We start from the raw sequence: 14,313 nt of genomic DNA, 5'->3' as shown, positions 1-14,313 counted from the left end.
CAGCCAATGGGAATGCCGAGGACCTGCCGACGTCCGTCGCCCCTCCTCCATGAAGCACTCGGCATGGACTGTCGGCCGCTCGCTCTGCCCGGACGTGAACCGATGCATGCCCACGGGATGAGCATTTCAAACCCGAAACCCCGAACTGCCGCCGTCTCAACATCATCGAAACATTCCGGTTTATTCACCTCCACGACGGTCAACACTGCACTCATGACCGACCCACGTCATCAGGCACCGAACACGCCCAGCACGAACCCGACCAGCACCACCATCATGCTGGCGACCAGCACATTCCTCCCCTTCGGCCGGGCCGCCTCGACCGGGTCGCCGACCGTCGCCTTCCTCGGAGCCGGCCCCGGTGCCGCGATGACGATGTCCTCCAAAATGCCGGGCCACCACAGCCTTTAGTCACCTCCCCCCGTTGAGCGTCACGAACACCAGGAGCTGATCCGCATGTCCACCACCGCGACCCGCCCCACCTACGAACACACAGAACCCCTGTTCGTACACCTGGCGCTGACCGACCCGAACAGCCCCGAACACGACACACTCCGCGACCAGATCATCGAGATCTGCCTCCCACTCGCCGAACACATCGCCCGCAAATACACCGGCCGCGGCGAAGCATTCGACGATCTGCTCCAAACCGCGCGCCTGGGCGTCGTCATGGCGGTCGATCGCTACGACGTGACCAGCGGATCACCGTTCCTGGGTTTCGCGGTCCCCACCGCCATGGGCGAAGTACGCAGACACTTCCGCGACCACATCTGGCCATTGCACGTCCCACGCCGCGAAAAAGAACTCCAAGGCAAAGTCCGCGCCGCAACCGAAGAACTGACCCGCCGACTCCACCGCTCCCCCACCGCCCAAGAACTCGCCACCGAACTCGACGTACCCGTCACCGACATCGCCCGCACCCTGGTCGCGGCCAACGCCTTCCAGACCCGAAGCCTCGACACCCCCACCCGCGACACCGACAGCGACCCCAGCATGACCCTCGCCGACACCTTCGGCGACGAAGACCCCCGCTACCAACTCACCGAAGACACCATCACCGTCGCACCCCTACTCGCACAACTGTCACCCGACGACCGCCAACTACTGATCTGGCGGTTCTACGACACCCTCACCCAAGGCGAAATCGCCCAACGCCTCGGCGTCTCCCAAATGAGCGTCTCCCGCAAACTCACCAGACTGCTCGCCGAACTCCGCACCCAGACCACCGACGACAAACTCGCGCTCGCAAGCTGAACTCCACCTTCGCGTCGGCCGGGCGAGGCCATCCGCAGAGGGCTGGTCGTCGAATCACTGTGTGAGGGGTCGGTTTCCGTAGCGCTCACAACCCTGCGACGGCCCGTCAGCGAAAGCAGCGCCCGGTCGCGGTCGCATCGACCTCGACCGGGCGTGCTCGGATATCGGGCCGCCGAGGTGTGACGGCAGGCCCTGGTCATAGATCGCGAGTATGTCGGTTGCGTTCGACAGTGCGTTGATGATGGCTTCTGCCGGGCTGCGGTGAAGCTCTGGATAGTCGACTTCGCCGAGCTGGGGGTCGACAGGAAATGCGAGCCGTTCCTCGCCCAACGCGAATTCCGCCGAGACATCGGCACGGTTGCCGCGGGGGTCTTGCCGATGCCAGGCCCCCTCGAGGTGCACAGCAACCAGTCCGTGGAGAACGTGGCCGTCACCATGAGTCAATCGCTGATAGCACAGCGCGGTGGGGATTCCATTGCCTCGCAGAATGGCGGCAAGCAAATGAGATTTCGCGTAGCAGAGGCCGACTCGCTGGTCGAGAACTTCCGAAGCGCGCAGCGTCACACGGGGATCACGTGCGTCGAAGGAGTGTGCGACGTTGTCCCGTACCCACTCGAATGCCTTGTGGGCACACTCGGTCTCACTGTCGGATGCCGACCGAAGCTCGGCGCCCAACGCGCGAACCTCCGGGTGGTCGACCTCGATGATCGGGCAGGCTGCCAGATAGGCAGACGGGGCCAACGCGGACAGCGGTGAAAACGACATGACCGCACGATAGGCGACGACAATGGGTGTTCTCGATCGGCGGCGCTGTAGCGCGACCGCCCAGGCAAAGGCCGTATTCCGGGGGCAGGATGGCCACCTGCAGTGCCGCCAATCGGTGCCTGAACTAGCCAACGTTGCAACCCAGAAGCTCCAGGCCAGGCCTACCGAGCTGTAACCAGCCCACCAGCACAAACGCCAGGAACGATGTTCATCATCAACAGGGTGATCAGCGGTTCTACCAGCGCGTGCGGGTCATCCTCGGCGTACTGCTGCAGGTGCCGCAAGCAAGGCTCGATTCCACGCCGGTCACCGAGAACGCGGAAAGCGGCATGTGCGTGCGTCTCGAGCCGCGTCGCGTGCAGCCCTGAATCGGGTCGCGCCCAGCTGCGATCACGGGATGTTCTGTGCCTGAAAGGGTCTTATTCGCTCCCGGGAAGTCGTGATTCCGTGTCGGGTGAAAGCCGTTCGATGCCGGGATCGTCGATCGGCCCCGGGCGGGTGACAACCAAACAATCGATGGCTCGTGACCACGCGTCCTCGGGTGAAAACGGTTCGCTGCCAGGAGGATAGATCGGCTCCGGGCGAGTTCCGAACAAGTAGTCTCGGAAGGCTCGCAGGTACTTGTCCAGGTCACGTTGATCGGCGAACCTGGTTTGGGTCGGGTCGAACCACTCGTCCGGTGTCGGCCGCCACCAGATCATGAAGTCGAGAGCCTCGCGCACCAAGGCCCCGTAGGTCGGATCCGCAGCGCAGGCCCGGCGCAGCGGCGGGGCGGAATGCCGCATTCCATCACCGCGCTCGGCGCGGTGCATGTTCATCAGCGGCCACAGCAGGCCATCGATATGCGGGATTTCGTCCCACCATGTGGTTTTCGTGCGCGGATTCGCGCTGGCCCGCACGCGGCGGTGTGCTGCGGTGACAGGCGCCGGGTAGTCGCAGGGTGCTCCCCGGCGGTCGATGTCGTGGGTCGGCCCGATTCCGAGGTTCACGGGTGGATACCAGACTCCGCGCCACACTGAAACGCCGAAACGGCTGGGATTCACCGGTAGTGGCTCGGCCAGCGAGACGTCGACGGTGATTCGGTACACGGGTGGCAACAGTCCATCGGGGAACAGATCGGCGACCATCGACAAGCAATCCCGCACGTCGAAGCCGGTCACACCGACACCCTGCCGAAACCGGGCGTCAGTGCACTCGTGCGGGTCGAATTCGATCCAAAACCGCTGCGCCGTGGTCATCCGCGATTTCCTCCCACCGGCACTGATGTCGAACGTCGACCCGATGATCCCAGAGCTGATCAGCGTCCACCACTCGATAATCGGCAGTTTAGTGCGTCCGTCGGCTGGCCGCGCCCCCCGGGATTGCGCGGGGCCGCGGCAGGTACGGACGTCGCTAGAATCCAGACGTTCACTCGTGCCTCGCCTTCGACCCCGGTCCGGCACAATGTCGCTGGTGCGAGCCGCCGACCTAGAAATTGCATTCCGCCGGTGCCTGGAGAGCCGCTGCCGCGCCCTCGACGACCTCAACGCGACCACCGCGATCGACGCTATGACCACGTTCTATGCCCATCACCGCGTGACAGATGCCGACCTCGACAGCGACGGCGACATGCTGCTGTTCCAGTGGGGCATTTACGGTGACGACCAGCAAGAGTTTGTTTACGACATCACGCGCCAGGTGATCACTGATGACGGAGACGATGACAATATCCGGCAGCTCTCACTCACCCTGCACTATCCGATGATGCCGACGTCCCCCAACATCGGAAACGGCAGTCAATGGTGTTCTCACCCCGAGCAGGCCGAACATTTTCTGTCGCTGGTCGCCCACCACCCGGCGACATCTCATGTCCTCACCCGCTCACCCGCACCGTACCGAGGTCACCTTCGACCATGCCGGATAGCCGAAGCCAGATCAACGTCCGATGCGCTGAAATCGGCAGAAGCGGACGTTCGTGACCGCGCGCCCAGCGGCATCCGAGTCGAGACGACTGTGCGGCAATCTGGGATCGTGTACGGCCCAGTTGTTGTCGCGAGCGGCTTCGAATTGGATAGACCATAAGTTGTTCAGTGGCAGGCGGTATCGGATGAGTCAGTACTACGAGCTGAACGGGACCACACTGTGGAATCCTTCGAACGGCGCTTCGCGGCTGTTCTTGAATCAGGTGGGATTCTTCGAGGAGGAACTCGGTGTTTCCTCAGGGATCGGCCCGATGGATTCGGACGCGTGTGAGGTCACTCCTGTTGTGCTGGAAGTGTTTTTGGCGACTGTCCTAGCCTGGCGTACCCGTACTGGTCACGCTGTTGTGCAGGCGTTGTCTGACGGGTTTCTCGCCACACTGTTGGTCATCGCCGAGCGGGCTGGCGTCACAAAGGCTCGGGCTGCTCTGGCCGACCGTGGAACCCGTGGGATGCCTGATGAGCAGGTTGGTCCAAGTCCGTTGTCAGGCGACGGCGGCGAGTTCGAATGGAACGCCGCTGTTCGTGAGCACGCACGCCAGCTCGACAGCTTCATGGCGCGCTGACGCCACCGGCCGCACGGTAATCGGCAGATGCGGACGTTCGTGACTGCGCGCCCAGCGGCAATTGAGTGCGTTTCCTCGTTGGTGGCCGTAGGCCGTAATACTGGTCGGATGAGGTGGATTCGCGACTTCTACGCAGATGAGGACATGTGGCTGCTGATCGAGCTCGATGACAATGGCTGGCCGAACCGGCAGGTAGATCTGCGAGGTGCTGACGGTGAACCGGTCACGGCCGCGTCGCTGGAGGAAGTGACAGATGTGCGGGACCACGGGGGACTCGCTGCGGTAGAGGTGTACGAACGTAAATACGGTGTGCTCGCGGAGGGTAGCGCCGACGATTGGGACGTCGAGGCCAGTAGCTTCGAGCAAATGACGGCCGAGGAATTCGAAACGGCCTGGAGGTTGGCTCGTCAAGCGATCGAGCACCGTTTCCTGCAGGTAGCTGAGCGGATCTCGCGGGCGACGACCCACACACTCATCGGCAGGAGCGGATGTTCGTCGGGTGCGGACGTAGGGTGAGATCCCGTGGAGTCGGACAGCACGCTAGAGGACTTACGGTCAGTGCTCTCATGCGTTTTCGAGAAGCTCGGTGCCGAGAGCCTCACTGAGCCCGATCGGGTCGAGTTGGTGACACGGGCTGCGGTCGTTCAAGACCAGATCAACGCGATACAGGATGTCGTCGACGGCGAGGAGCACGTATGCATGCGGACGATGCCCGTGCCTGAGCCTTCGGGTGATCGCCTGTTCTGAGGCGGGTGTCGGACCGCGCGGATCGCAGATTTCAGGATATTTGCTCCCGGTGCTCATTGCTGGCTTGAAGGACAGAAACTCCAGGGTCGGTACCGACAGATGCCATCCCAGTGGGCCTTACCTGATCGCCCGGTGTGCCAGCGGGGGCGTAGTGCACCCCGTCGGGATCGTGGTAATACCGCACCACCTGCATGCGTGACCAGACATCGGCATCGCTTGCCAGTGCTGTCAATTGGGTGCGGCCGGGCTCGAGCCTGACGATCAGCCGCTCGAGCTGCTCGTCGACCGCACCCCCGAGATCGTCGCTGATTCGCCAGCTGTGAAGCTTACAAAACCCGACCCCGTGCGTTCGCAGTTCCCTTGACCGCGAGCTGATCCGGCTCGACACCCAAGCGAATTGTCAGTTCGGCTGCCGACACGATAGTGCTGGCCAACTCGAAGTACGAGTACTGCCGGATCTTCATCACCGTGGGATTGCATCATGACAACCCACCGCGCACGATGAGGTGGTGTCACTCGTGGCGGACGTCGCCGACGTCAGTGGTCGGGGATGTGCACCGTGATTTCCCCGCCGAGGTGATACCCCTCGGCCAATCGCAGGTTGTCGCCACTCCAAAATCTGCCCGGGTCATACCAATTCGGACGTCTGTTCGGCAACAAGCCCATGGCCTCATACGTCATCGCGACGATCTCCGCGCAGTAGGCGTTCTCCAGACCTGCACGATCGGATTCGCGCCTTTTCGCCCGCTTCGGTACCGGCACCCGGCCCAGCAACCAGCGCCCTGCCAGCGCGCCGGTGGAAGGGAAGGGCATGCCGTCCAGCCTCGCCACCACCCGCAGCGCTGCATCCTCCATCTCGTGGGTCACCGGCCGATCCAGCTGACGCATCCACGCCTGTTGCCCGTACTCCTGGGTCCATCGGATGACCGCAGCCCGCAAATCGTGAAGTTGGGCTCCGCGATGATTGCTACCCGACCAGATATCCGGCAGTGCCCGACCGAGTTCGGCGTGCCAGATCAGCGCCGGTAGGTCATCGATGACCACTGCCATGCCGACGTGGTTCACCGGGCTGTTGGTCAACCCCCGGATCGCGCGATCGGCGCGGGAATGCCCGCGAAACAGCCATAGATCTCCCGTTCGCGTGAGCTCTACTGCTTGGTCCAAGTTGATACTCATCGGCGTCTCGCGTGGCACAGCGACTAGCCTAGGCGCATGCGCTGGTGGAAGATATTGGGTCTGGCCGGGACCGCGGGTGTCGCGGCGACCGGGGTGGTCATCGTGCGGGCCGAACGCAAACGTCGCGCATACACCCCGGACCAGGTCCGCGAACGGCTGCACGCGCGCCTCGGCGATCAATCCGACCGACCGGGCGCCACCACGCCAGTTGACGACGGCAAGTCCTGATCGAAGATCGTTCAGGGCCTCCCCTATTCGCCGGGTCGATAACAATCTGCCATCGGCAGAAGAGCGGGTTCAGGCGACCTCATCGAGCCGCCTTGCCGGACAACCGATCAGCGGCATGAGCGCGCGTTTCCTCCGGAACCAGACCTCGGGCGAGCGGGCGTGTTCGCGAATAGGCTCGGTATGTGGAGTACGAGGCCGTCTACTCGGTTACCTATCGCGCGATGGACGAGGGCAGCGATGACCCGGACAGCCCGTATGCCGGTGTGCGATTCGTCAGGGAGGGCGAGCCGCTAGCGCATGCTGCGGCTCCGCCTGGACGCGTTCCCGTTTGTGGCACGACCACAAAATTCATCGTTCCCGGTTTGCCCTGGTCGAACCCTGTTTCGGGTGAGTACAGACGTTGCCCGGAATGTGAGGTGCTGTGCCCGTTGTAGCGGGTGTTCGTATCGGCGTCGGCGAGTTCCCTGGGTGAGTGCTCAATGTCGACCACTGTGCACAAAATTCGTCAGTTGAGTGCGTTCGCCGGCTGGTGCCGCGGCCCCTCGGGGTCGTGCGGGCCGCGGCGAGTGCGGACGTTTCGATCGAGCTCCAGCAGCAGAAGAGTGCGTTCGATACATCGCGCTTCGTCTGAGCCTCTCGCGCTACGCTGCCGTCGAGTGGGTGAAAGGCCATGGGGAACAGCGTCACTCGCCACCAAAACTATCCCGATACCGAGGCCGTGAGGTCACACATGATCAACGATGTACACAAGGATGCCGTTCTACGCACGATTGAGCCCTCCACCGCGTTTTCGAATGCAATGGCGGACTTGCTGGGCACAGGCCCTCTCGACTACATCCTGGTGGATCACTTCGGGTCGAAAGTACCGCTTCCTAGGGTGGCACACGTGAACACCGACGACTCGACTTCTCTGGTCGCTGCCTTCGACGGTGTGAACACCGATGCGGTTGTGCTGGCCATAGCGCAGGCCGGGTTCCAGGTAAGTGTCTCGGCGAGACTGATCAGAGTCACTGCGCTACAGCCGAACCCGCAAGAACTGGTCGCAGTGATCGACGAGCAGGCCGCCCAGGCGCGTGCCCAGGTCCTCGCTGTGTACAGCGACCTCAACGATCAATGCCGCGCCCAGCTGGCGGAGGGAACCTTCAGCGAGGACGATGCGCGGCGCACCCGCTCGGCAGTCGAACGATTCACCGATGAAGCTCTCAGCCACATCCACAGCACTGCGACACTGCACAAGGCCATGGCGACGGGGCGATATCCCGTGCCACCGGCTGACACCACCGCCTCAGAATTCCTCCGATTCGCCTACACCTACGACGGCTACGCCGCAATCAACGACAACTCGATCGAACTCGGCCGGACAGTCGGGCAGATACGGCAATCATGGGATGAGGCAGGCGAGCTACCGAACGACCTGAATCTGTTGCGTACCTGCCTTTTCCTGCAAGCGAGAGCACATAGCCGTCGTGCTGATGGGCAACCGGTCCACGAGCAACCCTTTCTACGAGCCCTGGTGAACCGGATCAGGGACGTCTCAGGCGGCACCGTGCCGTGGCCGGTAATCGACAGAACCGGAGGTTCCTGACCGCAGGATAGCTGTGCGTTGACGACGGCGGTGGTGTCTGCGCGATCTTTTCGTTGATATGGGTGACGTTGCGTATGACAGCACGTGATGGTCGTGCTCCATCAGCCAAAGTCGGAGACATCGACTGCGAACATGGCCGATGCGCGGCGTTACGGGCGGCGATGCGACCAGTTGATTTCGTATCAGCGATGCTCATTGTCGCAGTGAGGTTTTCGGGTGACTCACCTTCAGTGAATCCAGCTCGGCCACCGCACGATCCAGCACCACACCACCGATCTACCAGCACTACTCGCCCGACAGTCGATGCAGTCCTAACTCAGCGATGCCAGCGCGAGCAGGACGATCGGTCCCAAAAAGATGAGGGCGACGGCCAGCAGAAATTCGACACGTTGGAACAGCGGTTTGCCCGGTTGCATGGGGATCCGCGGGCCGCCGGGGATCGGCGGCGGCAGTTTGGTGAGCGTCGAGCGGGAACCGAGATTGATCAGCATGGTGACGGGATTGATCACGGCTGAGAGGAAGCCCCACCAGCCGATCCACATGCTTTCGACTGTCATCTTGCGATAGGTCGCGAGTCCGCAATCGCGACAGAACGGGCCGGAAGACTTCAGGAACTGCATGAAGATGACGAAGCCGCGGTGCCCCCGAATCTCCACCCGCGCCGCCGGCGTCGAACCGCAGTAGGCGCAGTAGACGCCATTGGCGGTAGACGTGAAAGAGCCCGATGATTGTGGTGCCGACATGAATATTCCCCCGGTGCGATGATGTCGCCGTCCCCTGGTCGTGGTCCGACGGCAGTGTGCAGGTTAACGGCTGTGCGAGATGCAGGCAACCCGGTCGCACGCACTGCTGGGCGCGACCGTCAGACCAGAATCTCGCTGTGGCCGCGCGCCACACGAACCGCCTCAGTGCTTATCGGCAATGGCTGCCACGATGAGTTCCTCCCACACCGACAACTCGCCATCAGCCGAACCATCAGCGACTCCGGGGTCCTGATTCCACCGGGCCGCCGGGATCACGCCGGGTTCCCGCACCGCGAGATCGCCGAACAGGGCCGTGATCTCGTCGTCGGTGCGCCAGCGGCCACGCCCGAAAGTCGCCTGCAACTTCGCCTCGGCCTCGACGGTTTCGACATTGTCACCGGAGCGGAAGTGGGAGATGAACACGCTGCTGCCGACGGGCACCTGGTCAGCCCAGTACGCGACCACCGCCTGCGGGTCCTCGTCATCGTTGAGGTGGTGCAGGATCGCACTGAAGATCACCGCGATCGGCTTGTCGAAATCGATGAGCCGCGACACCTCGGGGTCGGCCCGGATGGCGGTGGAATCACGTACGTCGGCGTGGATGACGGTGGTGTTGTCGTTGGTCGCCAGCAGCGCACGCCCGTGCGCGAGCACGATCGGGTCGTTGTCGATGTAGACCACACGTGCGTCGGGATTGATCCCCTGCGCGATCTGATGCACGTTGTCGGCGGTGGGCAGGCCACTGCCGAAATCGAGGAACTGGGTCAGTCCGGCTTCGGCCATGGTGCGCACGGCGCGGATCAGGGCCTGGCGGTTGGTGAACGCGATAGCCACCGATCCGGGCAGAGCCACCTTGAAGTGGTCGCCGATCGCGCGGTCCACTTCGTAGTTGTCCTTGCCGCCGAGAATGTAGTCATAGACCCGGGCGATGCTCGGTTTCGACTGATCGATCACATTCGCGTTGTCGCCCATCGTCATCGACTCCTCGTGTGCGCTGGTATCTGCCGCCGTCCATCGTAGGAGAAACTCCGGTGTGTCGGCGCGGCTTCGATGCGTAGCACGCACGAAATCGGTTCTGGGCGTGACAGTTCCGTAGTTCGGTCGATCGGCCACGGATTGCGGTCGTCTCCTCCGTTCTCGCGGCACCGGCCTCACCGAAGGCCACCGGCGCACAAAGTCACCACGCGAGACAGACCTCAACCGTTCCCGTAGTCGTGGTCCTCGTACCTACCCGCGACGAGTCGATCGGCGCCCCCGAGAACCCCCGACCCTGGCAGGGCCCGCCTTGCAGCCTCGTTGCTTAGCGCAAGTAATCTAATGTATAGTTGCATTCTGCAAGTAAATCTTTTCGTCTGGGAGTAGCCATGGCAGTGTCACCCGATACGGCTCAGAGCCTGATCAGAGAGCTCTATTTCATGGGCCGAGCCATCCGCGCCGCCCTCTCCCACCCGGACGAAGGGGATCTACTCCCGGGCGGCATCGGCGTGCTGGGCTCCCTCGAAGCCAGAGGTCCTAGCCGACAGGTCGATCTCGCCGTGGACTTGTGCATCAGCCCGTCGACACTGAGCAGGCATGTTGCCGAGCTGGTGCGCTCGGGCAACATCGCCCGCCACGCCGATCCCAGCGATGGCCGGGCAACGCTCATTCAGATCACCGACGAAGGACGCGATCTGCTGCGGCGCGTCCGAATATCGCGGGCACGGGGATTACAGACCGCTCTCGCCCATTGGAGCGAGGACGAAGCCGAACAGGCCACCTCGGTTGTTCTGAAGCTCAGGAATTCACTGGCCACGGTCGCGCCCCACACCGCGGTGGGCACGCGCCGGCCGGATTCGACAGAAAGTCAGGAAGCGGATGTCTAATTCAGTCGAGGCGGGGACGCGGACGGCCCCGGTCGCGATGACCCATCGTCAAATTCTGGAAGCCATGACCGGGTTGCTGGCGGCACTGTTCACCGCACTGCTCAGCACCACGATCGTGGCGACCGCGCTGCCCACGATCATCGGCGACCTGGAGGGGTCGCAGACCGCGTACGCCTGGGTTATCACCACAGCATTGCTGGCCAACGCCGCGTCCACCCCGATCTGGGGCAAGTTCGCCGATCTGTTCAACAAGAAGCTGTTGGTCCAGTCGGCCATCGTCATCTTCGTCATCGGTTCGGTGATCGCGGGCTTCGCGGGCAATGTCCCGATGCTGTTGGCGGCACGAGTCGTTCAGGGCATCGGCATGGGCGGATTGACCGCGCTCGTCGTCGCGATCATCGGTTCCATCGTCTCGCCGCGTGAACGCGGACGCTATTCCGGCTACATGGGCGCCGTGATGGCGGTGTCGATGTCGGGTGGACCCATCCTCGGCGGCGTCATCGTCGACAGTCCGCTCGGCTGGCGCTGGTGCTTCTTCGTCTGTGTGCCCCTGGCCGTGATCGCCCTGGTGCTGCTGCAGCGGACCCTGCGGCTGCCGACCGAACGCAAGGATGGCGTCTCGATCGACTGGCTCGGTGCCGCTCTGATGACGGCCGGTGTGTCGGTGCTGCTCATCTGGGTGTCGTTCGCGGGGAAGGCGGATTACTACGCGTGGTTCTCCCGGGAATCGGCCCTGTATGTCGGCGTGGGCGTAGTGCTGCTGCTCGCGACCTTGTTGGTCGAATCCCGAGCCAAGTCGCCGATCATCCCGCTGTCGATCGTCACCGAGCGCACCACCGGTATGGCGATCATCGCCTCGATCGCGGTCGGAATCGGCATGTTCGGAGCGACCACCTTCCTCGGCCAGTACTTCCAGACCGCGCGTGGATTCTCGCCGACGGTGGCCGGGGTGCTGACCATCCCGATGGTCGCGGGCATGCTCGTCGCGTCGACCGGTTCGGGACAGCTGATCACCCGGTTCGGGAAATGGAAGGCGTTCGTCGTCACCGGCGGTGCGCTGTTGGTGGTCGGGTTCGGGCTGCTGTCGACGATCGATCACGCCACCAACCTGTGGCTGGTCGGCACCTACATCGCCGTTGTCGGGCTCGGTGTCGGCATGATGATGCAGAACCTGGTGCTGGCCGTACAGAACACCGTGAGCGTGCACAACATCGGCGCGGCATCGAGCAGCGTCGCCTTCTTCCGCACGTTCGGTGGCGCGATCGGTGTCTCGGTGCTGGGGTCGGTGCTGGCTACCCGTGTGAGCGAGCTGTCGACAGAAGGTTTCGCGAAGATCGGTGTGACGACCAGTTCCTCCGGCGGCAGCAATCTGAACCTCCACGGCCTACCCGCACCGATCGCGACGATCGTGCGCGCCGCCTACGGCGATGCGACCGGTCGGATCTTCCTCATCGCCGCCGGGGCGGCGGCCGTCGCCCTCTTCGCGACCGCGTGGCTTCCGAACCGTCCACTGCGCAGCACGATCGATATCGATCCGACCCTCGACCCGAACACCAAAGAGTCCGCGTCGCAAGACAATCCGACCGATATCGACACAATGGCGGCGCTGGATGCCGAATTGGCCGTACTCGCGGAGTCGGGGCGGGAGGAAGACCGGGTCTGGGAGGGCGCTGAGCGAGTGTTGTCCGAGTCGGAGCTGGTGCCGACCGCTTCGGCCGGACGGCATGCGCCGGCAGATCGGAACGGTCGTCGGGCGTACCAGGTCGATACGTCGTCGCAGTCCACTCCCTCCGTCGGCGAGTTGGCCGGGCCTGGCGTCGGCGGTGGAGCGGTGGACGGTCACGTCCGCCGCGAGGACGGTCATCCGTTGCCGGGTGCGGTGTTGACGTTGATCGATCAGAGTGGCCGTCAGGTCGCACGAGCGAGCAGTGCCGCTGATGGTGGCTATGCGATCAGTGCGCCAGAGTCGGGTGCTCATGTGTTGATCGTGTCGGCGATGGGGCACCAGCCGGCCGCGGTCAATGTGTCGGCCGGTCAGCGGACCCAGCGGATCGATCTGACCCTGGTGGGTTCCGGTGAGTTGTCGGGTGTTGTTCGTACCGCAGGCCGCGGGTCGCCGTTGTCGGGTGCGACCGTCACATTGACCGATATGCGTGGTGAGGTGGTCGGGGCCGCGGTCACGGGCAGCGACGGCGCCTACCTGTGCCACGGCGTGGTGTCGGGTGTCTACACCTTGGTCGCGGCCGCGGAGCACATGCGTCCCAGCGCGATCACCTTGACGGTGCCCGACAGTGGCGTCTTGCGTCATGACATCGAGTTGACCGCGATGGCGGTGCTCGCCGGATCGGCGCAGGCCGATGGGGGGCGTGCGGCGCCGGACGTGCTGGTCACTGTGTTCGATGCTGCGGGTGAGGTGACCGCGTCGGTGCGCACCGACGAGAACGGTCGCTATGTCGTGACCGATCTTCTCGAGGGGCAATACACCGTGGTCGCTCGTGGTTATCCGCCGGTGACCGGGCAGGTCACCGTGACCGGTGGCGAGGCCGCCTACGATGTGCGGCTCGGTTACGACCTCGGGGATCGTCGATGAGTGGATTGACCGGTCGTGTTCGCACCGCGGAGGGGTGGCCGGTGCCGGATGCGGTGTTGACGGTGACGGATATGACGGGCCGCCAGATCGCCCGTGCGGTGGTCGACGAAACCGGAGCGGTGAGCACCGAGCTGTTGCCCGCGGGTATCCATACCGCGGTGCTCACCGCTGTCGGGTTCGAACCGGTGGCGCGGATCGCGCAGATCTCATCCACGGGGACGGGCGCGCTCGGCGAGGTGGTGTTGGTGCCGACGATGGGGGCAGTGGCGCTGCCCCCATCGGGGCCCTGGACGATCGATCCCGCCCATTCGACGGTGATCGCCACCGCGCGCCATCTGGGAATCGCGAGTATCAAAGCCCGATTCGCCGAGGTGAGTGGGCGACTCGATATCGCCGAGTCGTTCGAGCGGTCCACCGGGTACGCGGAGATCAAGGCGGCGGGTATCGATACCGGGATCTCGATGCGTGACAATCACCTTCGCTCGCCGGAGTTCTTGGACGTCGACAGATATCCGATGATCACCTTCACCGGTCACGGGTTGCGTCGTACCGGGGGTGACACCTGGGTGATGCCGGGTGAGCTGGCCATGCACGGGCAGCGCCGCACGGTCGATCTCGAGGTGGCCTTCGGTGGGTTCGGGCCGGATCCGTGGGGTGGTGTACGCGCCGCGTTCCACGCCGAAACACTGTTGCACCGCAACGATTTCGCGATCGATTACAACCCGGTTGTGCGCACGGGAGTGGCCGCCGTCGGCACCACGGTCAAGATCGAACTGGACATCGAAGTCGTACAGGGCGAGCAGCTACCCGCAATCTAGCGGATCGCCCACGCCGAGCCC

Annotated in this window: 16 protein-coding genes; 9 read left to right on the top strand and 7 right to left on the bottom strand. The window is 63.8% G+C overall.

Features of this window, described 5'->3' with window-relative positions; translation table 11 throughout:
- Positions 1-230 precede the first annotated feature (230 nt).
- Positions 231-386 (bottom strand): hypothetical protein, encoded by a 156-nt coding sequence (locus tag QX204_RS13255; RefSeq protein WP_301907036.1) that lies wholly within the window; start codon positions 384-386, stop codon positions 231-233.
- A 70-nt stretch (positions 387-456) separates the two neighbouring features.
- Here QX204_RS13255 and QX204_RS13250 point away from each other — a divergent pair, with 70 nt between their 5' ends.
- Positions 457-1,254 (top strand): SigB/SigF/SigG family RNA polymerase sigma factor, encoded by a 798-nt coding sequence (locus QX204_RS13250; protein ID WP_301907035.1) that lies wholly within the window; start codon positions 457-459, stop codon positions 1,252-1,254.
- A 54-nt stretch (positions 1,255-1,308) separates the two neighbouring features.
- Here QX204_RS13250 and QX204_RS13245 read toward each other — a convergent pair whose 3' ends face one another.
- Both QX204_RS13245 and QX204_RS13240 read right to left on the bottom strand, forming a co-directional pair.
- On the bottom strand, positions 1,309-2,019 hold the full coding sequence (locus tag QX204_RS13245; RefSeq protein WP_301907034.1) for a transglutaminase-like domain-containing protein: 711 nt from the start codon (positions 2,017-2,019) through the stop codon (positions 1,309-1,311).
- 419 nt (positions 2,020-2,438) lie between these two features.
- Positions 2,439-3,461 (bottom strand): hypothetical protein, encoded by a 1,023-nt coding sequence (locus QX204_RS13240; RefSeq protein WP_301907033.1) that lies wholly within the window; start codon positions 3,459-3,461, stop codon positions 2,439-2,441.
- Positions 3,462-3,471: 10 nt separating this feature from the next.
- Here QX204_RS13240 and QX204_RS13235 point away from each other — a divergent pair, with 10 nt between their 5' ends.
- The 3 genes from QX204_RS13235 to QX204_RS13225 all read left to right on the top strand — a co-directional run bounded on the left by QX204_RS13235 (position 3,472) and on the right by QX204_RS13225 (position 5,059).
- Complete coding sequence (locus QX204_RS13235; protein WP_301907032.1) at positions 3,472-4,080, top strand: hypothetical protein; 609 nt, start codon at positions 3,472-3,474, stop codon at positions 4,078-4,080.
- A gap of 25 nt (positions 4,081-4,105) precedes the next feature.
- Complete coding sequence (locus QX204_RS13230) at positions 4,106-4,543, top strand: DUF6086 family protein (RefSeq protein WP_301907031.1); 438 nt, start codon at positions 4,106-4,108, stop codon at positions 4,541-4,543.
- A gap of 108 nt (positions 4,544-4,651) precedes the next feature.
- On the top strand, positions 4,652-5,059 hold the full coding sequence (locus QX204_RS13225; protein ID WP_301907030.1) for a hypothetical protein: 408 nt from the start codon (positions 4,652-4,654) through the stop codon (positions 5,057-5,059).
- 48 nt (positions 5,060-5,107) lie between these two features.
- On the opposite strand, the gene QX204_RS13220 is transcribed toward QX204_RS13225, so the two are convergent.
- On the bottom strand, positions 5,108-5,347 hold the full coding sequence (locus QX204_RS13220) for a nucleoside/nucleotide kinase family protein (protein WP_301907028.1): 240 nt from the start codon (positions 5,345-5,347) through the stop codon (positions 5,108-5,110).
- 480 nt (positions 5,348-5,827) lie between these two features.
- Positions 5,828-6,466 carry a hypothetical protein gene (locus QX204_RS13215; RefSeq protein WP_301907027.1) on the bottom strand — a complete coding sequence of 213 codons (639 nt, stop codon included), beginning with the start codon at positions 6,464-6,466 and terminating at the stop codon, positions 5,828-5,830.
- A 36-nt stretch (positions 6,467-6,502) separates the two neighbouring features.
- Between QX204_RS13215 and QX204_RS13210 the strand changes: the two genes are divergently transcribed.
- On the top strand, positions 6,503-6,694 hold the full coding sequence (locus tag QX204_RS13210) for a hypothetical protein (RefSeq protein ID WP_301908243.1): 192 nt from the start codon (positions 6,503-6,505) through the stop codon (positions 6,692-6,694).
- A gap of 730 nt (positions 6,695-7,424) precedes the next feature.
- Positions 7,425-8,279, top strand: coding sequence for a ribosome recycling factor (locus QX204_RS13205; RefSeq protein ID WP_301907026.1), 855 nt, complete (start codon positions 7,425-7,427; stop codon positions 8,277-8,279).
- A gap of 311 nt (positions 8,280-8,590) precedes the next feature.
- On the opposite strand, the gene QX204_RS13200 is transcribed toward QX204_RS13205, so the two are convergent.
- Entirely contained in the window at positions 8,591-9,022 is a 432-nt protein-coding gene (locus tag QX204_RS13200) for a hypothetical protein (RefSeq protein ID WP_301907025.1), read from the bottom strand.
- 162 nt (positions 9,023-9,184) lie between these two features.
- Entirely contained in the window at positions 9,185-9,994 is an 810-nt protein-coding gene (locus QX204_RS13195) for an SAM-dependent methyltransferase (protein WP_301907024.1), read from the bottom strand.
- A 392-nt stretch (positions 9,995-10,386) separates the two neighbouring features.
- On the opposite strand from QX204_RS13195, the gene QX204_RS13190 reads away from it, so the two are divergent.
- From QX204_RS13190 to QX204_RS13175, 3 genes are read left to right on the top strand one after another with little or no spacing between them, the layout of a single operon-like run.
- Complete coding sequence (locus QX204_RS13190) at positions 10,387-10,884, top strand: MarR family winged helix-turn-helix transcriptional regulator (RefSeq protein WP_301907023.1); 498 nt, start codon at positions 10,387-10,389, stop codon at positions 10,882-10,884.
- On the top strand, positions 10,877-13,474 hold the full coding sequence (locus QX204_RS34445) for an MFS transporter (protein WP_367620189.1): 2,598 nt from the start codon (positions 10,877-10,879) through the stop codon (positions 13,472-13,474). The genes QX204_RS13190 and QX204_RS34445 overlap by 8 nt, the downstream gene beginning before the upstream one ends.
- Positions 13,471-14,292, top strand: a complete 822-nt coding sequence (locus tag QX204_RS13175) for a YceI family protein (RefSeq protein WP_301907021.1) — start codon at positions 13,471-13,473, stop codon at positions 14,290-14,292. The genes QX204_RS34445 and QX204_RS13175 overlap by 4 nt, the downstream gene beginning before the upstream one ends.
- The last annotated feature ends 21 nt before the right edge of the window (positions 14,293-14,313 follow it).

Source organism: Nocardia sp. PE-7, assembly GCF_030486425.1.
Taxonomy (GTDB): Bacteria; Actinomycetota; Actinomycetes; order Mycobacteriales; family Mycobacteriaceae; genus Nocardia; species Nocardia salmonicida_A.
This window is presented reverse-complemented; position numbering and strand designations above follow the sequence as displayed.